Source organism: Paenibacillus sp. LT-B23 (assembly GCF_059417685.1).
Genome location: NZ_JBSQBM010000002.1, coordinates 191,607 through 217,354, shown reverse-complemented (window position 1 = coordinate 217,354; position 25,748 = coordinate 191,607). Strand labels below are relative to the sequence as shown.

The window sequence follows — 25,748 nt, the reverse complement described above, 5'->3', positions numbered from 1 at the left end:
TGCACCGCCCCATTCGTCATATGATAGGTGTAACGGCAATTTCCATTTCCCGATGATTCCACATTACCATATTGCTAGAGATGATTGGAATAGTTATCCAAAATAAAATAACTCACAAACCGAAAGGAGGAAGCGGATTATGAAGCTGCGTCGAGCTATTGTGGTGGATGATGAAATATTCACCCGCAAAGGACTGCTTCAACTCATGGATTGGGAAGCCTGCGGCTTTGAGGTCGTTGGGGAGGCTGATAACGGCGAGGATGCACTGGAACTGATCGGTAGCATTCATCCTGATCTGGTCATCACCGATATTCGTATGCCTGTGCTGGACGGATTGGAGCTGATTCGCTGTGTACTCGGGCGGGGGACGGATCATCCTGCGTTTATTATCTTGAGCGGCTACAGCGATTTTGCTTATGCACAGCAGGCACTTCGCTACGGGGTTCATGATTTTATGCTCAAGCCGATTGATGAGAAGGACTTTTCGGCTACACTGCGCAGGCTGAGTAAAAGGCTGCATCAAGAGCAGCAGAATGCACTGCTCTATCAGAGTCGCCGTACAGGTGAGCTGTTGGAGACACTGATGATGAATGGGGAAGATGACGTCGTGGTGACGGCTTGGGAACAGCAGCTACGTCTTGGAGAAGCTGCGCATATGTACTATGTGCTCGTCGAGCTGAATGATCAGCATCCGTGGCGTTCCGATGGCAACGGTGTTCCGCTGTCGCTTTTCCAGTTCAGGGAGCTTGTAGAGCAGGCACTTTATCGTTTGATCGACGGTAAGTATCCTCTCTATGTTCATGAGCACCGTAACCGGATTGGCATCATAGTGCCGGACTTCTTTTTGAAGTGTTTTGAAGCCAGTTCAAACACTTTTATGAAAGCGCTACAACGAGAATTGGAGGGCATGGAGCTACTGCAAAATCAGATGGGGAGCCGGGTCTTTGTATACGTGGGAAGCCCTGTTCAACGATTGCAAGATATCCATCGGTCCTATGAACGTGCCAAGGAAGCGGCGCTCCATAAATACATTCATGACCGCAGCGGCATTGTCCTGTATCAGGAGGAGGGAATGCCAACGCTCCACTATAAGACGATCCATCAGGATGTACTGGATTGCTTGACGGAGCAGGTAGAGGAGATACGGTTGGAGGAGCTATATTCGACCGTAGATCATCTGTTTTGCAGCTTTCGTGAGCAACATTACGCCCCGGAGGCTGTGAAAATGAACTTGCATCAATGCGTAATCAGCATCGTGCGGGTCATTCAAAATATGCAGGGTGATGAACGCTCGCTTCTGTCCTTAGAACCGATGATGGGCTGGCAGGATATGAACCTGTCGCTGGGTGAATTACAACGGCTATTTACAGCTTTTGCCGAGGAAAGCAGCCGAATGATTGGGGTGTTGCGCAAGGAGCGTCAACAGGGAGGAATTCAGCACATCCGCACCTACATTGAGCAGCATGCGGCAGAGAATATTAACCTGAAAAGTATAGCAGCCCGCTTTTATATGAATCCGGTCTACCTGGGCCAATTGTTCAGAAAAACGTACGGGGTGTACTTTAACGAATTCCTGCTGCAATTACGGGTTCAGGAGGCTAAACGGTTGCTTCGTCAGACCGATTTGCGCATTTATGAAATTGCCGAGCGTGTGGGCTTTGGCAGCCCGGATTATTTTGTCACCCAATTTGAGAAATTGGTGCAGGCCAAGCCAAGCGAATACCGCAGTAGCCTGAATACCCGTGTGGAGCCGCAAAGGGGCAGCGAATGAGGATGCTACGCTCAACCCTTGATCATGTCCGTCTGCGGGATAAAATGCTGCTGCTGTATTTTCTCTGTGTATTTGTGCCAGTGGTGCTGACCAATCTGATTTTTTACCACGTCACCTCGCAAAATGTGAAGGAACAGCGTATGCAGGATATTTCCCGTGCGCTGGAGCAGATCAAAATCGAATTTTACCGCGAATTTGAAGATGCGATGGAAATCTCATCTATCTTTTATACCGATCATCAGCTAAACGAACTATTGGAGCAAACATACCCCCATCCCGCTGAATATATTGCCGCCTATGATTCATATTTGCGTCGTATGTTAAACAATACTTACAGTCCTGTATACCATTCTGTGGGTGGAATGACGATCTACACAGATAATCCGACTCTACTGGATTCCGGGGGAATCAGCTTTATAGATGAGCGGGTTAAAAGCTTGCCCTGGTATGCCAAAATCCCGCCCGGACGGCAGTCCAAGCCTATATTTGTACGTACTGACGACGGTACGGGCGAACAACTGCATCCCTTTAGCCTGATTCGGCGGATGAACTATTTTTATTCCGAAAATGGCCACGAGAAAATACTGAAAATAGAGCTGCGAATGTCGTCCATTCAAGAGATTTTCCATAATCTCAATTTGCGGGGCAGTCTCTTTCTGCTCAACGAACGGGGGGAAATCGAATATACGACCGATCCCAGGATTGATATCAATCATAAGGTCGTGGCCTATAGCACCCTCCAGCAGCCCAAGGACACTATAGAGTTCAAGACAAATTATGTGCTGACAAGTAATCTCAATGGCTGGAGCATTGTGACTGCGGTGTCGGGCGATGAAGTGCTGTATGAAATGGAGAAATCACGCAATTTTGTGCTGCTGTTAACCTGCATGAATATGCTGCTGCCTACCTTGATCATCATCTGGATTACACGTTCGCTGAACGTGCGCATTCATCGTATTCTGAAGCATATGAAAAAAGTGAAAAATCAGCATTTTGAACTGATTCCCGGTACAGAATCGAGAGATGAAATTGGGCAGCTAACAGGTGAATTTAATCGAATGATGCTGAAAATAAAGCGATTGATTAACGATGTCTATGTGGCGGATATTCAGCGAAAAAATTTGGAGATTCTACGCAGGCATGCCCAGCTTAATGCACTTCACAGCCAGATCAACCCTCATTTTCTGTTCAATGCGCTGGAGACGATACGTATGCGAAGCCTGATGAAGCATGAAGACGAGACAGCCCGCATTATTCATAATATGGCACGAATTTTCCGCAATTCGTTGGTGTGGAACAAGGATAGAGTCACGTTGCAGGAGGAGTTGGAGCTGATTCGTTGTTTTCTGGAAATTCAGCAATACCGCTTTGGGGAGCGGATACAGTACGAAGTGCAGGCACGACCCGAGGACCTGGACTATCTGCTTCCCAAAATGGTTGTGCTTACGCTAGTTGAAAATGCAAGCATTCATGGCATTGAGCCGCTGAAGCATGGGGGGCGCATCGAGATTCATTTTGAGTGTCGGGTGGAGCGGCTGATGCTAACGGTACGAGATGATGGAGTTGGCATGTCTGTGGAACAGGTACAACGGCTGTACGGTTACATGCACAGACAGGAGGAAATGGGCGAGCGTATCGGTCTGCAGAATGTCATCTATCGTCTGAAGCTTTACTACGGAAGCCGCTTTGAGCTTGATATTTGCAGTGCACCCGGCGAGGGGACAGAGATTCGTATTTTGATTCCGGCGGATGTGAAATGAGGCCTGCTTCCTTTAGTTTCCTAAGTAACACCTTTAGATTGGAGGGTGAACGAAATTCACGGCATTTTATAAAATGAAAGTGCTTACAATTTAGAGTGCGCGGGATTTCCAGTGCTTGAGGTATGTCCGTACAATGTTCACACACAATCGACAAAAGAGGCTGAAAGGGGAAATCTGACATGACAAGCAAAAGGTTCGGGATCATCAGTCTGGTATTCATCATGATGGTATCTATGATCACTGCCTGCTCAGGAAGTGCGGGCAAGGAGCCTGCAACAGGAGATCCTAATGAGAAGGTCACATTCACGTATTTTAATGCCACTGCGGGGAGGGACATCCATACCAATGAAACGCGGATCGGCAAAATTCTGGAGGATCAGACAGGAGTAAACTGGAAGCTGGAGCATTTGGTGGGGGATTCCAATACGAAGATCGGTACGTTCATTGCCAGTAACGATTACCCGGACGCCATTGTGCCTGATGGCACGATTGATAAGCTGCTGGATGCCGGAGCCTTTATTCCGCTAAATGATTTGATTGATAAATATGGTCCGAATATCAAGCGTGTATACGGACCGTATTACAACCTGATGAAGGCGGAGGATGGGAACATTTACTTTCTGCCGCTCAGTGCGGTGGTAGGCGATTATTTACCTGCACCTAACTTAGAGCAAGGAGCCTTTTGGGTGCAACGCAGGGTATTAAAAGAAGCGGGATATCCAAAAATCAAAACACTTGACGAGTATTTAGCCCTGATTCGTAACTATGCGAAAAAGCATGCAGATGAGGGCTTGACTGGGTACCTGGCGTTAACCACGCAGGATAGGTTTTATGCTCTTACGAACGCGCCGATGCATCTGGCAGGCTATCCGAATGATGGCGGCACGATTATTGATATGAAAACACACCGGGCCACGGATTATGGAGATATGGAAATCACAAAGCGGTATCTGAAAGAGCTAAATCAGCTCAATGTAGAGGGCCTATTTGATAAATCGTCCTTTGTGGACAATTACGATCAATATCTGGCGAAGCTGACCTCGGGTAAGGTGCTGGGCTTTTTCGACTACCGCTGGCAGGCGGGGCAGGCCCTGAATAATCTGCAGGAGGCTTCCAAGCAATCGGGCAATGATGATATGGAGTATATAGGGCTGCCTGTTGTATACGACCAGAATATAAAGGATCAGTACATTGATCCGTCGTCATTCGTTAATAACCGAGGCATAGGAATTACGGTCAGTGCCAAGGACCCGGTACGTATCATCAAATTTTTTGACAACCTGCTGACTGACGAAAACCAGGTGTTATCCAACTGGGGAATCAAGGGAGAAACCTATGATGTAGATAAAAAAGGACGCTTTTACCGGACTGAGGAGCAAATTAAGCAGACGGGTCAGGACGCGTTCCGCGAATCATTCGGGTTCAAATATTTTGAATACAGTTGGCCGCGATACGGTAGCGGTTCTACCTTGCCTGACGGCAACTCCGTTGGTGCCGGACGGCAGCCGGAGGTTGCGCGTATGTCCTACACCGAGGGAGATAAAAAGCTACTAAAAGTCTATGGTGTAGAGTCCTTCTCGCAAATGTTTTCCGCACCTGACGAGCGCCCATGGTATCCGGCCTGGAGTATCCCAATTGCTCAAGGTTCACCTGCGCAGCTCTTCCAGCAAAAGAAGGGGGACCTGCAGCGCAAATATTTCCCGCGTTTGGTGCTGTCTGCACCGGAGCAGTTTGATGCGATTTGGAATGAATACACTACTGAATTCAACAAGCTGGATGTAAAGGCGTATGAGGAGCTGATCACGAAGGAGGTTGCCAAAAAAATCGAGAATCCCGGTAAAAAATAAAGGAGGAAGCAGCTATGGGCCACTCGTCACCACCAGCAGTCACGATCTCCCCGGATCAGTTGCCGCCCTCGCGGCGAACCGGCTTTAGGGGATTTATGCACAAGCTGAATCAGCAACGGGCACTGGTATGGATGTCCGTCCCTTTTTTAATCTGGCTGTTCATCTTCAAGTATTTGCCCATCTGGGGCTGGACGATTGCCTTTCAGGATTTTAAGCCTGCCCGCAAGTTGCTCGATCAGCAATGGGTCGGATTAAAGCATTTCCATTTTCTATTTCAGGATGAACACTTTCTGCGGGTCATGCGAAATACGCTGGCGATGAGCTTTATTAATCTGGTGCTTGGCTTCGTAACTGCGATTATGTTAGCGATTTTACTGAACGAGCTTCGTCAGATCGTGTTTAAGCGAGTGGTGCAGACAATCAGCTACCTGCCGCATTTTATTTCGTGGGTGGTAGCGGCCAGCATCATCAGTACGGCGCTGTCTGCGGATGGCGGCATTGTCAATGAGGTGCTGATGTGGCTGGGGCTGATCAAGGAGCCTATCCTGTGGCTGGGCGAGGGAAGCTATTTTTGGGGCATTCTCGGTGCATCGGAAGTATGGAAAAATGTCGGCTGGAACACCATCATTTATTTGGCCGCGATGACGATGATTGATCCGTCACAGTATGAGGCGGCCGAGATGGATGGAGCAGGGCGTTTTCAGCGGATTTGGCATGTCACATTACCCGGATTGAAGCCTGTATTTATCATCCTGCTCATTATGAACATCGGCAATCTGCTGGAATCCGGCTTTGAGCCGCAATACTTACTGGGCAACGGTATGAACGTGGATTACTCGGAAAATCTGGATATTTTCGTACTGAAATATGGTATCCAGATGGGTAATTTCTCGCTTTCCATTGCTGCTGGGATGTTCAAAACGGTAGTCAGCTTCATCTTACTGTTTAGTGCTAATCATATTGCGAAGCGGTTAGGGGAGGAGAGGCTGTTCTGAGAAAAGAGTGAGTTATGGGGAGGGTGTATCGTCGCTTCGCGTGCAGATTGTTCTTCCGATCGCTGTTATCCCCAGATTCCTTTTTATCATAAAACATTAGAGGTTGGAATCCGGGAATAAAGGCGACCGCTGCCGCTTCTTCAGAACAATTCTGCCCGCTCCGCTGCTACCCGCTATAAAGTCACTTTTTTTAAGAACTGAGGGTGGTGACAGGGGAGAACTTGAGGGAAGGCGCGTGCTCGCGCTCCCTTGGGTAACTGCGTCATGATGGCTGGCTCAGCTTCGCTATCGCTTGTTTTTAGGACTGAGCTAGTGGTGGTGATAACAGAAGGTGCGTGTTCATGCATACTACAGGATCAGGTCAGTGGATTTTTAACAGGCCGCTTCGCGGACCTTACCAAGGCCTTATGGACGAACTGAATTACAACTTCTAATAGAGATAATAATCCGCAATAATCCACTCAAATTGCCACATATCTAACTACTCATATAACCGTTCCAAATAACAGTACCAACAGCTCCAATAACAATTAATCGAACTAGAGTACTTAAGCTATTTTTTAGAAAGGAGAGGGAGTTATGGGCAAAGGAAAAGCGTTGCATGGGCGGTTTCGGGCGCCATCGGATCGGATTTTTGATGCGTGCAATATTGTATTTATGCTATGCCTGATGGTGTTCACGCTGTATCCGTTTTTGAATACGCTAGCGGTTTCGCTGAATGAAGCGAATGATTCGATTCGGGGTGGGATCTATTTGTGGCCGCGTGAGTTTACGTGGAGCAATTATGAATTTGTGTTCAAAGAAGCGACGATTTTTCATGCTACGTTGATTTCTGTGCTGCGTACGATTGTGGGCACGGTGACCTCGGTGTTTTGTTGCGCGATGGTGGCGTATACGATCAGCCGGCCGGAGTATGTGCTGCGCAAATTTGTCTCGATTGCTTTTATTTTGACGATGTATTTTAACGGTGGATTGATTCCAAACTTTCTGCTGATTCGTGAGCTGGGGATGCTCGGAACCTTTTGGGTGTATGTGGTACCGGGGTTGATTGGGGTGTTCAATGTGATTGTGATTCGCTCCTTTATTGAAGGCTTGCCGGAGGGGATTTTGGAGTCGGCGCGTATAGATGGGGCGGGGGAATTTGCGACTTTTATGCGTATTGTGTTGCCACTGTGTGTCCCGGTGCTGGCAACGGTGTCACTGTTCACGGCGGTTGCGCAATGGAATTCCTGGTTTGATGTGTTTTTGTACAATTCGTCGTATGAGCAGTGGAGTACACTCCAGTATGAGCTGATGAAAATATTGCAAAATTCCAATACGTCCGTGAACGCTCAGGATTATGCCAGCCAGTTTGCAGGCTCGGAAAATCTGGCGAAGTCGGTCACTCCTACCTCGATTCGTGCCACGATGACGATTGTGGCTTCCGTACCTATTATTTTGGTGTATCCTTTTTTGCAAAAATATTTTGTGAAGGGTATGACTTTGGGCGGCGTTAAGGGGTGAGCATGGACCAGGAATGTGCGGAACTCACTTTCTTGTATTTTTCAAAATATGAGCACGGGAGGGATTGCGTTGAGGTCATTTTTGTACAAATCTTTTGGTCTGGTGCTGGTCGGGGTGCTGTTATTGCCAGTGGGGTGGTGGGGTCCTTCTGTAGCGGCGGCGGCTCCATTTGTGGAACATTCCCCGCCAGTTGCGGATTCGGTTCTGCCAACGGGAAATGTGGATAAGACCATCGGGGCCTATGGATTTGAGCAGGGCAATAGCGAGGGCTGGAAGCCTCGGGGGGCTTATACTCAAATCGCGTCCGTCACGGAAGCTGCATATGGCGGCACACACAGTCTGAAGGCAACCGCTCGCACGGCAACTTGGAACGGAGCGGAACTGGATGTGAAGTCGCTGTTGCTGCCGGGGGTGGAGTATGAGATTAGCGGCTATGTGAAGCTGGACGGCAATTCCGCGAATCCGAGCGTGATTAAGTTTACGGTGGAGGAGCAGCCAGCAGGCGGGGCTACGACATGGAAGACGGTAGCGCAGACGGAGACGACGGATACATCGTGGATCAAACTTCAAGGGAAATATACGTTTACCGGGGGGATGGATGCATTGAAGTTGTATGTGGAGAACTCGAATCCCGCGCAGGCCTACTATATGGATGAGGTGGAAATCAGGCAGGTATCGGAGACACCAACGGAACCGACCAGTGGTATCGTATCCGGCTTCGAGGACGATACAGCCCAAGGCTGGGTATCCCGTATGGGGACTGAGACGGTGCGAGCTTCGAATGCCGATGCACGAACCGGCTCGTACAGCCTGCTGACGACAGGCAGACAAAAGACGTATGCCGGGCCTAAGCTTGATGTGACTACTACGGTGCAAAAAGGCAGCCGTTACACGGTCAGCGCTTGGGTAAAGCTGGCACCGAGCGAGCAGCAGCCTGCCAAGGTACGGCTCAGCGTACAACGCGATCATCAAGGTGAAAGTGCGTATGAAACTGTTGTAGGCGACACGGCTACCACGACAGGGGGATGGATGCATTTGTCTGGTACGTATACTCTTGCGCATGATGCAGACACCGTTTCTATGTATTTGGAAACGGCAGAAGGAACGGCTTCCTTTTATATGGATGATTTCGAGCTGTCACTTGTACCGCCGCTGGCTATTGAAAAGGACATTCCCTCTTTGCACGCATTATATCAGGGACAGTTCAGCATCGGCACGGCGATTGAGGCTTTCCAGACAGAAGGGGCTTACGGAGAACTGGTGCAGAAGCATTTTAACAGCGTCGTTGCAGGGAATGCGATGAAGCCGATTTCCTTGCAGCCGTCCGAGGGACAGTTCCATTGGGAGGAAGCAGACCAAATTGTGCAATTTGCCAGACAGCACGGACTGGAAATCCGCTTCCATACCTTGGTGTGGCATAACCAGACCGGGGATTGGATGTTCAAGGATAAGAATGGACAGCCGATGACGCCAACTGCGGAAAATAAAAAGCTTTTGCTGGATCGACTGGAGACGCATATTCGTGCTGTCGCGGCGCGTTATAAAAATGTGATTACCGACTGGGATGTCGTGAACGAGCCGATTGATCCTGACCAGCCGGACGGCATGCGCCGCAGCAAATGGTATCAGATTACCGGCACGGATTATATTGAAAAAGCCTTCCGCGTCACGCGGGAAGCGGCGGGTCCGAATGCCCGGCTATTTATTAACGATTACAACACGCATGAGCCAAAGAAACGGGATTTCCTGTACAACTTGGTTCGTGATTTGCTTGCCAAAGGCGTACCGATTGATGGTGTAGGCCATCAAACGCATATTCGGCTGGAGTTTCCGACGATTCAGGAGATGGAACAATCCATTGAAAAGTTTGCTTCACTCGGTCTGGATAACCAGATTACGGAGCTGGATATGGGCCTGTATTCCAATGATACAGATCGCTACGAAACAATACCTGAAGCCATGCTGATCCGGCAGGCTCACCGCTATCGGGCGTTATTCGATATGTTTTCCCGCCAAAAGGAGCATATCAGCAATGTGACAATTTGGGGTACAGATGATGGCAATACGTGGCTCAGCACGTTCCCGATTGCCCGGCTGGATAAGCCGCTGCTGTTCGACGAACGATTAAAGGCCAAATATGCTTATTGGGCGCTTGCTGATCCGTCCAAAGTACCGCCGCTGCCAGCAGGGAATAACGAATAAATAGCTTGAATCAGATCAATCAATAGAGCTGTCCAACAGGAGAGCTGGGGCTATGGCTACCTTACGCTAGACGAATCCGGTTGTCCCCGGATTTTATCCTGATCCGAGCGTGATACGTGCCGGAGAGGATTACTACATGGCGGCAAGCTCGTTTGAATATATGCCGGGCTTGCCGATTTTTCATAGCCGTAACCTGACGGAATGGCGGCAGATTGGGCACGCGTTGAATCGACACAGCCAGATTGATTTGTCTGCACGGAAAAGCTCGGAAGACATATACGCGCCCACACTGCGCTATCCTCAAGGTACATTTTATCTTATATCACATCTGTAGACCCTGCCGGAACCTGGTCTGACCAGATCCGTATTCCCTGCGGAAACATGGATCTGTCCCTGCTGTTTGATGATGACGGGAAGGTGTATGTGACGGTACATTTAAATCACTAATTTTGATAACAAAAATTTGAGAGAGATGAATGAACTATGAAGTTCAAGGGTTTATGTTCGTTGTTTGTTGTAGGCATGCTTACATTTACGGTAACTTGTTCAGTCGGTGCCGAATCATTCCAAAATCAAGATTTAATCAATCCGTCCATGACTAAATCGGACAATTCAGTTTGGGTCGCATCAGGTTAAGTTTAAAATGGACTCAACTGAGATTGTTACCGATTCAAACACGTCCGTGATGGATACCGTCCCGGTTCTTTACAAAGATTCGATATTTGTTCCTTTAGGGATACTTACGACGCAACTAAATATACATCAGGAATGGGATCAACAAAATAAACTGTACTCCCTCTCAGGGAAGGAATTAATGAAGACACCTATGATGGAGAATGTTGAAGATTTGGATAGAGTACCGGTAGACAATGAGAATGCTTTCAATTTGTTATCGTACAAATTGACCATGGGGAGGGAAAAGATTCATCTAACTATCACAGCTAAGAATATAACCGGGAAGAAACTTGATGAGGGTATTGAAGATTTAAATACCACTTTTATCTTTAATAATAGTACGACAACAGAAAATAGAAATCGTAAACGGCCAAGTATAGATAAGGATGAAATCGTTACACGTAGCCTGGACATGCCATATCCAGGCACGATAGAAAACAAAAAAATCATTAAAGGTGAACTGGAGTATATCCTTTTTAAAGGAAGAACTCTAAAGTGGTAAACTGTTATACCCAGACGATATTGTTTTTCTTGCTGAAGGTCCATGGTCTATATAATGGGTAAAAGTACAGCTGATCCGAAAAGAAATTTGGATCAGCTGTACTTTTTAATTTTTAGTTTTTGTGTATTGCAAATTCAAAATATCAAAAAGCAATAAGACTTACTCCAGATTAGCATGTTGACCAAACATAGATTCAGAGGTCAGTCTGCGTAGCTCCATTGTTCTGAGTACCAACGCATCGCCATACAACAGTAAGGTTTGCTCAAATAGTGAGCCCATGGGCTGAATGGTTTGGTAATCCTTGTTGGACGGGTCCTTGGGTGCGCCGGGAAGCTTGACGATCATATCAGCCAGCTTGCCGATGGTCGATCCAGGGGAAGTGGTCAGAAGCGCCAGAGAAGCACCAAGCTTCTTCGCCTTTTCTGCCATCGAGGTCAGACTTTTGGTTTCACCAGAGCCTGAACCGATAATCAGCAAGTCGCCTTCGCTCAAGCCGGGGGTTACCGTTTCCCCGACCACGTAAGCCTGAACACCCATATGCATTAGCCGCATCGCCAGCGAACGGATCATGAAACCTGAACGTCCTGCACCTGCCACGAACACTTTATTCGCGGAGGCAATGGACTGGATCAGTTGTTCCGATTCTACATCACTGATGAGCTGTGGAACCAATTGCAGCTCCTTGAGCACCTCGGATAAATATTGAGAGGTTTCCATTGGAATTAACCTTGTTTAATGAGCTGTTGCATTTGGGAAGCAACGGCTTTTTTGTCATCCTCGCCAGTGATCCCGCCGCCGACAATAACCAGATCCGGTTGAGCCTTAACGACCTCAGCCAGAGTGCTCAGCTTAATGCCGCCAGCAACGGCTGTTTTGGAGTTTTTCACGACTTTTTTAACGGTTTGCAGTGCTTCGAACGGGCTTTGTCCTTCAGCTTGCAGATCGTAGCCTGTATGCACGCAGATGTAGTCTACGCCGAGGGCGTCGATTTCCTTAGCGCGTTGCTCCAGGTTTTTAACACCGATCATATCCACCAGGATTTTTTTGCCGCCTTGTTTTTTTGCTTCTTCTACCGCACCCTTGATCGTTGCATCTTCAGCTACAGCCAGAATCGTAACGATATCTGCGCCAGCTTCGGAAGCTTTCAGTACTTCGTAACCGCCTGCATCCATAACTTTCAGGTCAGCCAGCACTTTCAAATTCGGAAATGCTTCTTTCATTGCTTTTACCGCATGTAGTCCTTCGTTAATGACAATCGGTGTACCGATTTCTACGATATCAATATACGATTCTACTTCTTTTACCAATGCAATCCCTTGCGGGATATCTACTAAGTCTAAAGCCAATTGAAGTTCCATGTTATTAACTTCACTCCTTTAGTGAATTTGTATTTGATGAACAGGTACATACTCTGTTGAGTGCTGCGAATACTTTGGTTTCATGCACAGGTTTGATTGTAAGCCCCCGGTATCCGATTGAAAAGTACGCACTAATTCGTAACGTAGTTACCTTGAGGATACTATGGCTTCTCTTTGGCCTCCCTTGGAGGGCCTGATTCGCGTCTTTGTTATGGATTATTTCTATCGAATGAGTCATTTATTCATCGGCTATAAACCATACACGGTAATGTCAGGTTGCAAAAGAAATTGCATATCTATGATTGAATTGACTTCAAGTTAGGTTTTGTCTATATTTGTAATATACTGGTATGCGAGAGGAACGACAACGCGGATGCTCCTGATGAGAATACATGGGTAAACGTCATTTTCAGGATAGGGAGGCGGGTTTTAGTGGAAGAGGTCCTGAACCAAAGGGAAGCTATTTATTTGTTGTCGGACAGCCACGAACTCGACAAGGCTTGTGAGTTGTTTAGAATCAGCTACACACATAACGATTGGGACGAAGCGAACAAAGTTGCAGACTATTTGCATGCTTTAGCTGAAAGCCTGTATCACACCCAACTGAAAAATGCTGCGGACGGCAAGCACGAGACATTGAATACCAAACATCCGTTGGTATTTTATTATGCATACAGCTATCTGGCGAAATCTATTTATTATCAGAATAAAGGCAAGTATGATGAAGCCAGAGATTATATTATGAAGTATAGCGAGATGGGCTGGTTTATGGGACTGGATGAGAGCGGTCTTGAAGAAGTAGAAAGATTTCGCTTTCTCGCCAAAGCCAACCTGTTTACGATAGAATTGCTTTCGGGAAAACGGGAGCTTCTGCCCGAATATATTCAATTTCTTCACGCCAATGATGAGGAACTGCTTCCGGGATTGGTCGGTATTACCGAAGCAGCTAATTTGAATAATTGGAACATTGACGATCTGTTGAATGATTTTGCCCGCGATATTGAGATATTTGCAGGTTATGAAGATAGAGGAAACCGCGTATATTATTTAAAGCTGGTTAACCAATTAGCCATTTATTATTTCAAACAGGAGCAGTACACCGTTGCGTTAAATTATGTCCTTGTTTCTCTTCAATCCTCTGTTAGTGTAGAAACAGATGCCGATTTCAGGACACTGGTCGCTCTGTTTGAGGCTTATCGAGATTTGGCAACACCGTCACAGCAAGAGCAATATCAAACCATTTTATTAAGGGGGCTTCATAATGAAAAAGGCTTTAATCTCGGTAACTATGGTCTTGGTGTTTCTTAGTATTGTGATTCCTTCGGGAACTGTACTGGATGAGCTAGAACCCGTGAATCCTTCCAATCATGGTGTTTTCTAAGTTACTGTTTAAACTCGGTTTGAATGATAGGTCCCGGCAGGGATTTTGTAAATAAAAGGAGCACACTTTAACGCTTTTGGCGATAAGTGTGCTCTCTTTTTTCGTACGGAGTTATGTTTATTCCACAATATATGAAGTGAGGTTATTCGCTAACTGCTGCATCGTTTCACTCGCTTGTTGCATACGCTCCATCACTTCGGTAAAAGAGCTTACGAGAGTCGCTTGCTCCTGAGAGGAGGAAACGATTTGCTCAATTTCCTGCTCCATCTGACGAATGGAGTTTTGTACATCCTTGAGAGCTCCTTCGATATCAACCGTCGCTTTTTTGGATTCTACGGATAGCTTACGCACCTCTTGAGCCACGATGCCAAAGCCTGCTCCCGCTTCCCCCACACGTGCGGCTTCAATAGCGGCATTCAGTCCGAGCAGGTTGGTTTGCTCGGAAATTTCCTTGATAAATACAGCAACTTGATTGATTTTTCCTGAGTTTTGCACGGCAATTTGGGTGTTTCTCAAAATCTGTTCACTGGTAGCCTGAAGCTCTTCGGAATGTGCTGCTACATGCTGTACCATATCAATGAGTTGCTCGGTGATGGAGCGGTTCTCGGATACGATTTGATTCAACTGATTTTTGTTGGTCAGGTTATAGGAAGCGGCAAACGCTGCAATAACTTCACCCTTTTCGTCAAACACAGGAATACTGACCACATCAAGAGGGAATCCCAGAATTTCGGCAGGAATGTGGGTCAGGCTGGGCTCACGCCCATTTTTAAGCATGGCAAAATTTTTATAGTCCTCCAGCAGTTCCGAGCCGGTTTCAAAGCCGAGGTCCATGCCTTCGGATTGGGTATAAGCCAGAACATGAGTCTGGTCGAAGAGGCAAAGAGTCATTTTCTCACGCATAATCTGTTGTATGTAGGGAATGGCTGCAATTAATGCATCTACTGTATTCAAATAGATAACCTACCTTTCTTTACTAGGTGTATTTTTTATAGTCACATATATTTGTCGGTCTACGGAGGGATAAAAGTTATAAATGAATGAAAAATTCAACGGGTATGAGAGTTTCAGAAAAAAGGCACGCCGCTTCCAGTCAGGAAACGATATGCCTTTTCGTTTTATAATGATGCAAAAGCTTCTTGTATTCGGATTTACTCGCCGCGCTGTTCGAATAATTGTACGATTTCGACAATGACCTTGGTTGCAAGCACCATGTTGTCTACAGACACATACTCGAACTTGCCGTGATAGTTCTCCCCACCTGTAAAAATATTCGGTGTAGGCAGTCCCATATAGGACAACTGTGAACCATCTGTACCACCGCGAATTGGCTTGATAATCGGATCAATGCCCAGCTTTGTCATCGCTTCATGGGCAACATCCACGATGTGTTTGACGGGCTCAATTTTTTCCTTCATGTTGTAATACTGATCTCTCAGCTCCAGAACGATACGGTTTTCCCCATATTCGGCTTGCAGTTCTTTCACCACGTTCGTTAAGTAAGCCTTCCGGTTTTCAAAGCTTTCACGATCAAAATCACGGATGATATAGTACAGTTTGGCTTGTTCTACCGTACCCTCAAATTCCAGCAAATGATAAAAGCCATCGTATCCGTCCGTGTATTCCGGAGCTTCATTCGCCGGCAATCGTCCGTTTAGCTCCATGGCAATTTTGACGGCGTTAACCATTTTGTTTTTGGCTGTACCTGGATGGACATTAACGCCATGAATAGTAATATGGGCGGCTGCGGCGTTGAAGCTTTCATATTCCAGTTCTCCGAGCGGTCCGCCATCGACTGTATACGCATATTCAGCACCAAAAGCAGCTACATCAAACCGTTCCGGTCCTCTTCCAATCTCCTCGTCCGGTGTAAAAGCGACGCGAATCTTGCCATGCGGGATTTCCGGGTGATCCAGCAGATAATGTATGGCTGTCATGATTTCTGCGATCCCGGCTTTGTTATCTGCACCAAGCAATGTGGTACCGTCCGTCGTGATCAGGGTATGACCTTTATATTGAGGCAGCTCGGGGAACTCGCGCGGAGAGAGGTTCACACCCAGCGATGCATTCAGCGTGATGTCGCCCCCATCATAGTTTTCCGTCAGTTGGGGCTTTACCCCTGCGCCGGTCATTTCAGTAGCGGTATCGAGATGGGCCAAAAAGCCGATAACCGGAACTTCTTTATCCGTATTGGAAGGAAGGGTTGCCATGACATAACCGTTGTCATCCATCGTTATGTCCGTCATACCAATGGCTTTCAGTTCGTTGACCAGTAGTTTGCCCAGTGTGAGCTGTCCGGGTGTGGTCGGGCAAGTGTTACTGCTTTCATCGGATTGGGTATCCACCTGAACATAAGTGGTCAGGCGTTCAATCAGTTCCTGTTTCATGCGTATATCCTCCTTGTGGTCATTTCTGATATGCTACATATTTTATCATGATTGGACTTGTTATATGAAAAATTTGGCTTTACCTTCTAAAACGACAGCTTGTGTTGCACAGAGACGACGAGTAAGATAACAGTAAAAGAACGTAAAAATAGAGTAAAACCATCAAAGGAGTCTGCAATGCCTACGTTAAAAGATATTGCTCAGGAGGCGGAAGTTTCCATATCGACAGTTTCCCGAGTGTTAAATTATGATGAAACACTGTCCGTTTCGGAGGAAACACGGCGTAAAATTTTCGAGGTTGCCGAGCGTATGAAATATACGACAGCCAAACGTAAAAACGGCGGTATCGGGCGTCAGCCCCGTAAAAAGGCTGAGGGGCCGATTCGGCTCGGTATGGTGCGTTGGTTTAGCGCGTATGAAGAACTGGAGGACCCGTATTATTTGTCCATCCGGTTCGGGGTGGAAAAGGAATGCCGCCAAAGCGGGGCGCATCTGGAGCGCATTTTTCGAGGGGAAGACCTGTCCGCACTAAAGACACTGTCCGAAGGGTTGCACGGGCTGATCGTTCTCGGGCACTTTAGCAGCAAGGAAGTGGAGCGTATGCTGGAGCTTCCTGTTCCTTGTGTTTTTCTGGATCACTCGGTAGAGCGTACAGGGGCGGACTATGTCGTCATTGACCTCGCTCGTGCTACGGCGGACGCGCTGGATTATTTGCTGGACGCAGGCCACCGTCACATCGGATATGTGGGCATGGGAAAGGATGAGGAGGCTCATCATTCCGACCAGGCGGAGCTGGATGCCCGCTATGAGACCTTTTTACGGTATAAAAGGCAACATGCGCTATGCTCATCGAACGACGTTCATGTGTGCGGCGGGACGGCGGCAGACGGCTTTCGTGCAATGGAAGCGGCCATTCTGGCGGGGCCAGAGAACCTGCCTACAGCCTTCTTTGTTGCGAGCGATTCGGTGGCGATTGGTGTATTAAAGGCGCTGGAGCAGCACCAAATTGCTGTCCCTGAACGTATTTCAATCGTCGGCTTCAATGATATTCCGACAGCGGAATATTTGACACCGTCGCTGACGACGGTCAAGACGTATACTGAATTGATGGGAGAAACGGGCGTTCAGCTTTTGCTGCATACGGTGCGCAATGGTCCGAACGAGGTGGGTCGCAAGGTCACCATTCCGACTGAGCTGATGATTCGTAACAGCAGTGCGTCGCCGTTTACGGCTTCGATATAGAAATGTGCTCTATTGTGTATTTCATGATCTTCACAGCTCCGGATGCCGGGGCTGTTTTTTTGTATGGGCAAAAGAAAAAAACGGAATTGACAAATGTTTTGTAAATGCTTACATTAAAAATATATTTATTTTACTAAGTTTTACTCGTTATTTTTACTTAAATATTTTACTATGGTAAAAGAGTAAAAAATAAAAGGTTGAGGTGACTGTCCATGCGTACCATTTTGCCGTTGAATGACCAGTGGTTTTACCGTCCTCAGTATGTTGAGAGTGAAATAAGCGCAGGAATTGATGCGAGTCGGTATGAGCCTATTCTGCTGCCACACACCAATGTAGAGCTGCCGTATAACTATTTTGACGACAAGGCGTTCCAGTTTGTTTCCATGTATAAAAGGGAGCTGAACATTCCGGCAGATACCAAGGGGAAACGGGTGTACGTCGATTTTGAAGGGGTCATGACTTACGCGCAGGTATATCTGAACGGGGTAAAAGCGGGGGAGCATAAGGGAGGCTACACATCGTTCAGTATTGAATTGACCGGACTTGCCGAATACGGCGGCTCCAATGTACTGACAGTCATCGTCGATTCCACGGAGCGGGACGACATTCCTCCTTTTGGGGCAGTCATTGACTATCTGACCTATGGCGGTATTTACCGTGAGGTGCAACTGCGAGTTGTCGAGCCTGTGCATCTCGGCACGGTATTCGTCCAGACACCGGAGCCACTTGCGGCAAGCAAGGCGGTACGCGTGGTCGCGGAGCTGGAGGGCGTTGGCGATCAGGAGGACGACTTAACGGTCGCCTTGCGATTGCTGGACGGAGCGAGTGTGAAGGCCGAAATCCGGCCGACAGAAGTGAAGTCAGCGGAAGTCACACTGGAACTGAAAGAGCTAAACGGCCTACAGCTTTGGGATATAGATGATCCCAAGCTGTATGAAGCAGAGCTGACACTGCTGCGGAATGGTGAAGAGCTGGATCGGCTGAATGTGCGCTTCGGCTTCCGCGAAGCCGAAGCGCACATTCAGCCGGACGGGTTTTACCTGAACGGGCGGAAGCTCAAGCTACTGGGCTTGAATCGCCACCAGTCCTACCCGTACGTCGGGTATGCGATGCCCAAAAGAGCGCAGCGCCGTGATGCGGATGTACTCAAAGAGGAATTGGGCCTGAATATGGTCCGGACATCACATTACCCGCAGTCCCGCCATTTTCTGGACCGTTGCGATGAGATCGGATTGCTCGTTTTTGAGGAAATTCCGGGCTGGCAGCATATTGGCGGCGAAGCGTGGAAGGAGCAGGCGGTCAGGGATGTGGAGGACATGATTATCCGTGATCGTAATCATCCGTCTATTGTGATCTGGGGCGTGCGGATTAATGAATCGCAGGATGATCATGAGCTGTACGCACGTACCAATGAGCTTGCACGCAAGCTTGATCCGACTCGTGCGACTGGTGGGGTGCGCTATATTGTAGGCAGCGAACTGCTGGAAGATGTGTATACGATGAATGATTTCGTTCATGACGGTGGGCATCAAAAATATTTGGTGAAGGAAATCCGCAATTTCGATACGTATAACGATACAGAAGGTGTAGATGGCGAAACGACAGGTCTGCGCGAGCCGTCCATCGTCACCAAGCTGGATCATCCGGTCCCTTATCTGGTGACGGAATATAACGGGCATATGTACCCGACCAAGCGCTTTGATCAGGAGGAACGGGTGATGGAGCATGCGCTGCGCCATACGCGGGTGCAGAATGCTTCCTATGCCGATGAAGGCATTGCCGGGGCGATCGGCTGGTGCGCTTTTGACTATAATACACACGCGGATTTTGGCTCTGGCGATAAAATCTGCTACCACGGTGTCATGGATATGTTCCGCTTGCCCAAATTCGCAGCGAACGTGTATCGCAGTCAGAAGCGGGTCGAGCAGGAAATCATTTTGGAGCCAGTCACTTACTGGTCACGTGGCGAACGGAACATCGGGGGCGTTGTGCCGCTGGTTGTGTTCACCAATTGTGATGAGGTGGAATTCATTTATGGTGACGAGCGCAAGGGCGTCTATCGTCCAAACCAGGAGAAGTATCCGGCGCTTCCGCATCCTCCAGTCATCATCGACGAATTGACAGGTCACTGGGGCATGAAGTGGGAAGATGCCGTGTTCATCGGGTACGTGGACGGTCAAGAAGTGATTCGCAGACGCTACTCTCGTAATCCGGTGCCGACGGAACTGCGTGTAGCTGCCGATGATACAGCGCTAGAGGCAGGCGATTGGGACGTGACGAGAGTTGTGGTGGATGCTCTGGACGAATACGGGAATGTCCTGCCTTTCTATGCTGATCCGGTTTCCGTGGAGGTCGAGGGAGCGGGTGATTTGATCGGTCCTTCAACCTTATCCCTGATTGGTGGACGCATTGCATTCTGGGTTCGTACAAAGGGAGAGGCGGGTAATATCCGGGTGAAGGTTTCCGCGCCATCCCGTTTTGACCCGCAGGAAGTAAGTATTCGTGTGCAGTAAGGATGGACGATATATTTTCAAACAACAAAGATTGTGAGTAATATTTTCGCATGTCGATAAGGGGCTGTTCCGTTAGGTTCTGCAAAGGATCTGGGGGAGCAGTCTCTTTTTGCCTTGTGATAGGGAATTTAATCTATGAATCTGTTAATTTGTGTCTTATGGCTGAGTCAATTGACGTTGCGTTCATAGATTGGAAGCATAGAATACACTATCAAGCACAAGGGGGGTGAATCCTATGGCGATTCTATTACCTCAACAAAACTTCACGATTGCGGCTGGTATCGGTAAGTCATACTTTGAAAACTTGAACGGTGGCGCGAATGCTACAATTACCGTTAATAATAACGGTCCGGCTCCGATCGATCTTGTCGTTACTCGTGTCAACGCACCCGTGATCACTTATGTTATCCCTGCATTTACTAGCCTTACGCTGGAAGTTGCCTTATTGCTGGTAGCTGGTCTGTTGACTACTGCAGCCGGCGCCACATTTGGTACGATCCAGATTGCGACGGCTAATTTTTAAGCTGTAACGACCTGATCCTCTAACTCTAGTTTGCCGTAAGGTGAGCTAGAGTTTTTTTTGCTTTGAAAATTTTCTGAAACTTTTTTCAGGTTGTGCCGATATATACATATGGCATAGCAAATAACACATCGAAAAGGAGCATCCCCTTTATGAGCTTTAGCAATCCGGTTTTACGTGATGATATCTTCGTGCGCGAAGATGAAAGAGAAGCTAGCGAACAACGCATGACCATCGGAGGAACGGTGAACAAAACGTTGCTTCTGCTGGTTTTGCTCATCGTCTCTGGCAGTATTACCTGGTACATGACCTACCAAGGAACCGTAGAGGTGCTATCCTTGCTGACGGCAGGCTTTATTGGCATGGCTGGCGTAGCCCTTGCGATATCCTTTTTTCCAAAAACGGCTCCATTACTTTCGCCTGTGTATGCAATTCTGAGCGGTTTTGCTTTAGGCGGGATTTCAGCTTTCATGGAATATGACTATCCCGGTATCGTGGCGAATGCGATTTTGCTAACGGTGGGCATTTTGTTTCTGATGCTCTTTATGTATACACAGCGAATCATTAAGGTTACCCGAGGCTTTATCTCCTTCGTTGTTTTATGTACGTTGGCGATTGTTCTGGTGACGCTGGTCGACTTCGTTTTGAACTTTTTCGGGATGAACGTTCCTTATATTCATGAGACAGGCTGGCTTGGAATCGGTATTAGTCTGTTTATCGTTGTGATTGCGGCTTTGAATCTGCTGCTGGATTTTAATTTCATTGAAGAGCAAGCGGATCAGGGCGCACCGAAATATATGGAGTGGTATGGTGCTTTTGGATTACTGGTGACTTTAGTATGGCTGTATGTACGGATTTTGGAGCTGTTGTCCAAGTTCAGCAAAAAGGACTAGGGGCCTGCGATTAACCTATATTATGTAGTCTTTCCTGTGCAGATATGTGCAGGGTACGAAGATTGGGACGGCTAATGCCGTCCTTTTTTGTATATGAATGAAGAAGAACCTGTTTAAAAACTTTATTTTACGTTAAATACATAGAAGTTAGGTAAAACATAAACATAACGATAAACGGGAAAGGAGTGGGGTCTTCTATGTATCAAGTAGTGCTGGTGAGGCATGGAGAAAGCGTGTATAACCGTCAAAACCTGTTTACAGGCTGGACGGATGTGGACCTGACCGAGCAGGGAACCCATGAAGCCATAGAGGCAGGGCGTATTCTCAAGGAGAACGGGTATACGTTTGATCTGGCGTTCGCTTCGGTGCTGAAACGATCCATTCGTACGCTGTATCACATTTTGGACGAGCTGGATCATTTGTGGATACCCGTGCAGAAGTCGTGGAAACTAAACGAACGCCATTATGGTGCTCTTCAGGGGCTTAGCAAGCTGGATTCCGCTGTCCAATACGGTGAGGAACAGGTTCATATCTGGCGGCGCAGCCTGACGGTGCGGCCTCCTATGTTGGATGAACAGGATGAACGCAGTCCTCGCAGGGAGGAACGATACCGCAACATTAAGCCGGAAGAGTTGCCGCTTGGGGAAAGTTTGGAAGATACCGTGCATCGGGTCGGTGAGTTTTGGAAGCAGCGGATTGTGCCCTTGGTGCAAAAAAAGGAACGGGTCATTATTTCCGCGCATGGCAACACCCTGCGGGCATTGATCAAGTACATGGAGAATCTGGACGAAACCGCACTGCTGGATTTGAATATTCCGACAGGCATTCCGCTGGTATACGAGCTGGACGAGCATATAGATCCCATTCGGCGCTTCTATCTTGGTGATCCGAGTCATGTGGAGGCGAAAAAACAGGTTGTGGCTAACCAAAGCAAGGTGACGGAGTGATTTTCGATAAAAAGAGGACAGGGCGCTTCCTCGCATCCTGTCCTCTTTGTGCTGGGTATAAGTTAATAAGTAATATATTAAGCGTCCACGTCGTCGTCTGCTTCCTCCGGGCTGTCATCCTCGGCGGGAAGCGCCCATACGGATACACTGCCGGCACGAACCGGGAATATACCGTAACCATCCTTTTCAATTTGTACGATATGATCGTGGCGGCCCGTCAAATCGGTCCATTGCTCTCCTGCACGGTGTTCTCCCACGAACATACGCTTCTCTCCGTTGTCGGCGTTGGTGACCACCACGGCGCAACCGGAGCCTTCCAGTTCAGGCACGCCCTGACGAACCCAACCAATCGTATGGGGATCATCCAAATAATCCTTTTGCTCACCATAGGCTTTATGATAGCGGGCGTACAGGAGCGGATCCAGCTCGGCCTGTTTGCCTTTCACGGGCGTTTGCCCTTGAATGCCGTAGTAATCGCCGTAGAATACGCAGGGGTAACCGTCCTTGCGTAGCAAGATAAGCGCGTAGGCGCTGGGCTTAAACCAGTCCTCTACCCACGATTCCAGAGCTTCATGGGGCTGGGAATCATGATTATCGACAAAAGTAACGGAGTTCAAGGGATGAGTCTGGACTAGCGTATCCTCGAAAAGGGTGCTTAAATCGAAATCCTTTCCACCCAGGGAAGCGCTATGTAGTTTGTAGTGGAGGGATACGTCAAACAGGTCGATTTTATAATCAATGGTATCCAGAAATTTTTGACATGATTCCAGATCGGGTTTCCAAAACTCACCTACCATATAAAAGTCCTGTCCGCGTTTTTTGATCATTTCCGTAGCGAACTCCCGTACAAATTCATGATTGATATGCTTGATCGCATCTAGACGAAATCCGTTGCATTGCAGGGTATCCACCAGCCATTTGCCCCAGCGGATCATTTCCTTGCGCACTTCCTGATGATTATAGTCAATATTGGCGAACATCAAATAATCATAATTGCCGAATTCATCATCTACATGCTCGCTCCAGCTTTTATTTTTGCCTAAAATACGATAAATTCCTGTTCGGTCCTGACTTGCATCATAATCGGTTCCGTTAAAATGCTCAAAATTCCATTGAAATGTGGAATACTGACCCTGACGGCCGGGGAACGTAAATTTAGTCCAGCCTTCGATATCGAACGGCTCGGAAATGACCTCATTGCGGTTATCCGGGTTGACCTCGACGACCTTGAATACTTCTGTTTCATCCGCGCCAGCTTTATGGTTCATGACCAGATCGACATAGACAGCCACACCGTGGCGAACGCAGGCAGCAATAGCCTCCAGCAGATCTTCCCTGGTTCCGTATTTGGTGCGGACCGCACCTTTTTGATCAAACTCACCCAGATCGTAAAGGTCATAGACGCCGTATCCCGTATCCTCGGGGGATTGGCCCTTGGTGACAGGTGGAATCCATATCGCGTCAATTCCTTTGGCCTTCAATTCCGGTGCCAGGCGGGCAAGTTTCTTCCAGTGGGAGCCGTCAGCCTCGACGTTCCACTCGAAAAACTGCATCATCGTATGGTTCCTTTTCATCATGCGTCCCTCCTTCATATATAACAAGTTACCCACCAAGCAAGGGGGGCTAAACGTCAGGCGGTTAATAAGCTGCCGAATGAAGAACAGGGATCGCTGTATAACGTATGCCAAATGATTAAAATTTGTTATACCTTGAGAGTATATATATTCGATAGCTAGAAAAGGGGACGTGAAAACGGTAGAATGAATTTAACTTAACAAAAGTTCGGGTTTCAGGTATTCAGTAAACGTGAGCAACGGGGAAAGGAGGGGCGGACATGACGGAATCGCAGTCAATCAGTAACGAAGCGGGTAAACTGCTGATGAAAAAATGTACGTATTGTCAGGAGCTGAAGCCTTTAACGGAATTTCAGCGCAGAACCGGTCGCCGGGCCGGTCCTTATTCCCGGCGTGGTCCTTGTCGTTCCTGCCGGGGGCTAGCGGCGCAGGAACGTGCGTCTGCGTCCGCTCCTTCCGGCGAGGGAAGAAAGCCCCTCACGGCTTCCCTGGCATCGCATGGCGCTGGGGATGAGGCAACCGTGCAAGGCATGGAGCCGTCCGCACAGCCTGATGTGCAGCCTCAGCCGCCCCGCAGGAAGCCAGTCACGGATAAAGCCCGTGAGCGTCATCGGCAGCGCGTTCGACATTTGCTCAGCAGGATGAAGCCCGCGGATACCAAGGTTCTGCGGCTCAACCGTAACGGTATGATTCGGCTAAGGGGCAAAACCGATCAGGGAAGACGTTGGCATCAGGAGATTGAATTTGATCTGGCGGTTACCCTGGTCAGAGAGCGCATGGCAGTGGTTGTTAATCCGTACACCATCCGCAGACTCTACAGCAATAAGGAATTCCGTCAATACGTGCTCAAGCGTGATCGCTATACCTGCTTTTTCTGCGGGGGTTATGGCGATACCATTGATCATTTGCTGCCCCGTGCCAAAGGAGGACACACGACGCCCGTCAATTGTGTATGTGCTTGCAACGAATGCAATCAATTCAAGGCAGCCCGCGATTTGGATGAATTCATCGAATCCGGTGTGCCGTTGCCTTCTCCTGATGATTCCGATGCCCCTGAGGACTCCCTATGAAAGCCGGGCGGCGCTTCTGAGGGTGTCGGTTTCTCGGTCTTGAGTACAGCTCGACCTCAAAGCCGGATTCCTTCCATGCGGTTGTTCCGCCTTATCTGAAAATGTTTTAGCCATCGTTTCAAATCTCCGTATACATATGTTTTGTGGTGATTTTCATGTGATCGCGATATGAGATTCACTCTCTCTATTACCCTTGCATGCTATGATATGACCCTTTTTTTGCGGAAAATTGGACAAAATCTAAGCTTATTCTAATTTTTATCTAAAATAACAATAAAAATTTTGTAGAAATTTGTGCAAATTTAAAATTTCTTCGACGATTGTGTTGTGAAAGGTGTAATATAGAGGTATAGGGTTCCGTTTCGGCCTGTTGTTGTCACGGAGAAGCGCTTCGTGGAATATTCCGCAGCAGTAACAACAGAATACCGTCTGAACATATACAATTGGCGATTGCGATGAATCAGTCTTGCCCCATTGGGTATAGGCCGGTTTTAGCTGTGCTTCTTGTATGTCTGGGGGCGTGAATTCATTGAACGTTTTATTGCTAGAGTTTATGAATACAGGTAACGAGAAAGGAATGGACTTCTATTTTCACAGTAAAGGAGGAC

19 protein-coding genes and 2 pseudogenes are annotated in these 25,748 nt (G+C 47.9%); 16 read left to right on the top strand and 5 right to left on the bottom strand.

Annotation, left to right across the window (positions count from 1 at the left end; all coding sequences use genetic code 11):
• Positions 1–139 precede the first annotated feature (139 nt).
• From ACWXW9_RS03670 to ACWXW9_RS03630, 9 genes and pseudogenes are all read left to right on the top strand, one after another.
• Positions 140–1,771, top strand: a complete 1,632-nt coding sequence (locus ACWXW9_RS03670; protein WP_494928321.1) for a response regulator — start codon at positions 140–142, stop codon at positions 1,769–1,771.
• Positions 1,768–3,531 (top strand): sensor histidine kinase, encoded by a 1,764-nt coding sequence (locus ACWXW9_RS03665; RefSeq protein WP_494928320.1) that lies wholly within the window; start codon positions 1,768–1,770, stop codon positions 3,529–3,531. Before ACWXW9_RS03670 ends, ACWXW9_RS03665 begins: the two co-directional genes overlap by 4 nt.
• Before the next feature lie 179 nt (positions 3,532–3,710).
• Positions 3,711–5,378, top strand: a complete 1,668-nt coding sequence (locus tag ACWXW9_RS03660; RefSeq protein WP_494928319.1) for an ABC transporter substrate-binding protein — start codon at positions 3,711–3,713, stop codon at positions 5,376–5,378.
• A gap of 14 nt (positions 5,379–5,392) precedes the next feature.
• Entirely contained in the window at positions 5,393–6,373 is a 981-nt protein-coding gene (locus tag ACWXW9_RS03655; protein ID WP_494928318.1) for an ABC transporter permease, read from the top strand.
• Between the two features lie 579 nt (positions 6,374–6,952).
• Positions 6,953–7,876, top strand: coding sequence for a carbohydrate ABC transporter permease (locus ACWXW9_RS03650; protein ID WP_494928317.1), 924 nt, complete (start codon positions 6,953–6,955; stop codon positions 7,874–7,876).
• Positions 7,877–7,924: 48 nt separating this feature from the next.
• A complete protein-coding gene (locus tag ACWXW9_RS03645) occupies positions 7,925–10,078 on the top strand; it encodes an endo-1,4-beta-xylanase (RefSeq protein WP_494928316.1) in 2,154 nt (717 codons plus the stop codon).
• Positions 10,079–10,187: 109 nt separating this feature from the next.
• Positions 10,188–10,507: pseudogene (locus tag ACWXW9_RS03640) on the top strand (family 43 glycosylhydrolase); the annotation flags it as partial.
• A gap of 214 nt (positions 10,508–10,721) precedes the next feature.
• Positions 10,722–10,808: pseudogene (locus tag ACWXW9_RS03635) on the top strand (copper amine oxidase N-terminal domain-containing protein); the annotation flags it as partial.
• Between the two features lie 84 nt (positions 10,809–10,892).
• Positions 10,893–11,255 carry a hypothetical protein gene (locus ACWXW9_RS03630; RefSeq protein ID WP_494928526.1) on the top strand — a complete coding sequence of 121 codons (363 nt, stop codon included), beginning with the start codon at positions 10,893–10,895 and terminating at the stop codon, positions 11,253–11,255.
• A 159-nt stretch (positions 11,256–11,414) separates the two neighbouring features.
• Here the strand turns inward: ACWXW9_RS03630 and hxlB are convergent, their stop codons facing one another.
• Positions 11,415–11,972, bottom strand: coding sequence for a 6-phospho-3-hexuloisomerase (gene hxlB, locus ACWXW9_RS03625; RefSeq protein ID WP_494928315.1), 558 nt, complete (start codon positions 11,970–11,972; stop codon positions 11,415–11,417).
• 5 nt (positions 11,973–11,977) lie between these two features.
• The gene (gene hxlA, locus ACWXW9_RS03620; protein ID WP_013312540.1) at positions 11,978–12,613 is read right to left on the bottom strand and encodes a 3-hexulose-6-phosphate synthase; all 636 of its coding nucleotides are present in this window, start codon (positions 12,611–12,613) and stop codon (positions 11,978–11,980) included.
• A 432-nt stretch (positions 12,614–13,045) separates the two neighbouring features.
• Between hxlA and ACWXW9_RS03615 the strand changes: the two genes are divergently transcribed.
• Positions 13,046–13,921 (top strand): DNA-binding protein, encoded by an 876-nt coding sequence (locus tag ACWXW9_RS03615; protein WP_494928314.1) that lies wholly within the window; start codon positions 13,046–13,048, stop codon positions 13,919–13,921.
• Between the two features lie 190 nt (positions 13,922–14,111).
• Here ACWXW9_RS03615 and ACWXW9_RS03610 read toward each other — a convergent pair whose 3' ends face one another.
• A complete protein-coding gene (locus ACWXW9_RS03610; protein ID WP_494928313.1) occupies positions 14,112–14,948 on the bottom strand; it encodes a methyl-accepting chemotaxis protein in 837 nt (278 codons plus the stop codon).
• Between the two features lie 197 nt (positions 14,949–15,145).
• The gene (gene pepT / locus ACWXW9_RS03605; protein WP_494928312.1) at positions 15,146–16,381 is read right to left on the bottom strand and encodes a peptidase T; all 1,236 of its coding nucleotides are present in this window, start codon (positions 16,379–16,381) and stop codon (positions 15,146–15,148) included.
• A 177-nt stretch (positions 16,382–16,558) separates the two neighbouring features.
• Here pepT and ACWXW9_RS03600 point away from each other — a divergent pair, with 177 nt between their 5' ends.
• The 5 genes from ACWXW9_RS03600 (at position 16,559) to gpmA (ending at position 22,496) form a co-directional block, all read left to right on the top strand.
• Positions 16,559–17,623, top strand: a complete 1,065-nt coding sequence (locus ACWXW9_RS03600) for a LacI family DNA-binding transcriptional regulator (RefSeq protein WP_494928311.1) — start codon at positions 16,559–16,561, stop codon at positions 17,621–17,623.
• 212 nt (positions 17,624–17,835) lie between these two features.
• A complete protein-coding gene (locus ACWXW9_RS03595) occupies positions 17,836–20,136 on the top strand; it encodes a glycoside hydrolase family 2 protein (RefSeq protein WP_494928310.1) in 2,301 nt (766 codons plus the stop codon).
• 235 nt (positions 20,137–20,371) lie between these two features.
• Positions 20,372–20,659 carry a hypothetical protein gene (locus ACWXW9_RS03590; protein ID WP_494928309.1) on the top strand — a complete coding sequence of 96 codons (288 nt, stop codon included), beginning with the start codon at positions 20,372–20,374 and terminating at the stop codon, positions 20,657–20,659.
• Between the two features lie 149 nt (positions 20,660–20,808).
• The gene (locus tag ACWXW9_RS03585; protein WP_494928308.1) at positions 20,809–21,549 is read left to right on the top strand and encodes a Bax inhibitor-1/YccA family protein; all 741 of its coding nucleotides are present in this window, start codon (positions 20,809–20,811) and stop codon (positions 21,547–21,549) included.
• A gap of 197 nt (positions 21,550–21,746) precedes the next feature.
• A complete protein-coding gene (gene gpmA, locus ACWXW9_RS03580) occupies positions 21,747–22,496 on the top strand; it encodes a 2,3-diphosphoglycerate-dependent phosphoglycerate mutase (protein ID WP_494928307.1) in 750 nt (249 codons plus the stop codon).
• 77 nt (positions 22,497–22,573) lie between these two features.
• On the opposite strand, the gene ACWXW9_RS03575 is transcribed toward gpmA, so the two are convergent.
• Complete coding sequence (locus ACWXW9_RS03575) at positions 22,574–24,070, bottom strand: alpha-amylase (protein WP_494928513.1); 1,497 nt, start codon at positions 24,068–24,070, stop codon at positions 22,574–22,576.
• Positions 24,071–24,330: 260 nt separating this feature from the next.
• Between ACWXW9_RS03575 and ACWXW9_RS03570 the strand changes: the two genes are divergently transcribed.
• Positions 24,331–25,140: an HNH endonuclease gene (locus tag ACWXW9_RS03570; RefSeq protein ID WP_494928306.1), complete on the top strand. Its 810-nt coding sequence runs from the start codon at positions 24,331–24,333 to the stop codon at positions 25,138–25,140.
• The last annotated feature ends 608 nt before the right edge of the window (positions 25,141–25,748 follow it).

Excerpts from the sequence above, each read along its gene's own strand:
- ACWXW9_RS03670 (WP_494928321.1), top strand. The coding sequence starts at position 140 with ATGAAGCTGCGTCGAGCTATTGTGGTGGATGATGAAATATTCACCCGC.
- ACWXW9_RS03665 (WP_494928320.1), top strand. The coding sequence starts at position 1,768 with ATGAGGATGCTACGCTCAACCCTTGATCATGTCCGTCTGCGGGATAAA.
- ACWXW9_RS03660 (WP_494928319.1), top strand. The coding sequence starts at position 3,711 with ATGACAAGCAAAAGGTTCGGGATCATCAGTCTGGTATTCATCATGATG.
- ACWXW9_RS03655 (WP_494928318.1), top strand. The coding sequence starts at position 5,393 with ATGGGCCACTCGTCACCACCAGCAGTCACGATCTCCCCGGATCAGTTG.
- ACWXW9_RS03650 (WP_494928317.1), top strand. The coding sequence starts at position 6,953 with ATGGGCAAAGGAAAAGCGTTGCATGGGCGGTTTCGGGCGCCATCGGAT.
- ACWXW9_RS03645 (WP_494928316.1), top strand. The coding sequence starts at position 7,925 with ATGAGCACGGGAGGGATTGCGTTGAGGTCATTTTTGTACAAATCTTTT.
- ACWXW9_RS03630 (WP_494928526.1), top strand. The coding sequence starts at position 10,893 with ATGAAGACACCTATGATGGAGAATGTTGAAGATTTGGATAGAGTACCG.
- hxlB (WP_494928315.1), bottom strand. The coding sequence starts at position 11,972 with ATGGAAACCTCTCAATATTTATCCGAGGTGCTCAAGGAGCTGCAATTG.
- hxlA (WP_013312540.1), bottom strand. The coding sequence starts at position 12,613 with ATGGAACTTCAATTGGCTTTAGACTTAGTAGATATCCCGCAAGGGATT.
- pepT (WP_494928312.1), bottom strand. The coding sequence starts at position 16,381 with ATGAAACAGGAACTGATTGAACGCCTGACCACTTATGTTCAGGTGGAT.
- ACWXW9_RS03600 (WP_494928311.1), top strand. The coding sequence starts at position 16,559 with ATGCCTACGTTAAAAGATATTGCTCAGGAGGCGGAAGTTTCCATATCG.
- ACWXW9_RS03595 (WP_494928310.1), top strand. The coding sequence starts at position 17,836 with ATGCGTACCATTTTGCCGTTGAATGACCAGTGGTTTTACCGTCCTCAG.
- ACWXW9_RS03590 (WP_494928309.1), top strand. The coding sequence starts at position 20,372 with ATGGCGATTCTATTACCTCAACAAAACTTCACGATTGCGGCTGGTATC.
- ACWXW9_RS03585 (WP_494928308.1), top strand. The coding sequence starts at position 20,809 with ATGAGCTTTAGCAATCCGGTTTTACGTGATGATATCTTCGTGCGCGAA.
- gpmA (WP_494928307.1), top strand. The coding sequence starts at position 21,747 with ATGTATCAAGTAGTGCTGGTGAGGCATGGAGAAAGCGTGTATAACCGT.
- ACWXW9_RS03575 (WP_494928513.1), bottom strand. The coding sequence starts at position 24,070 with ATGAAAAGGAACCATACGATGATGCAGTTTTTCGAGTGGAACGTCGAG.
- ACWXW9_RS03570 (WP_494928306.1), top strand. The coding sequence starts at position 24,331 with ATGACGGAATCGCAGTCAATCAGTAACGAAGCGGGTAAACTGCTGATG.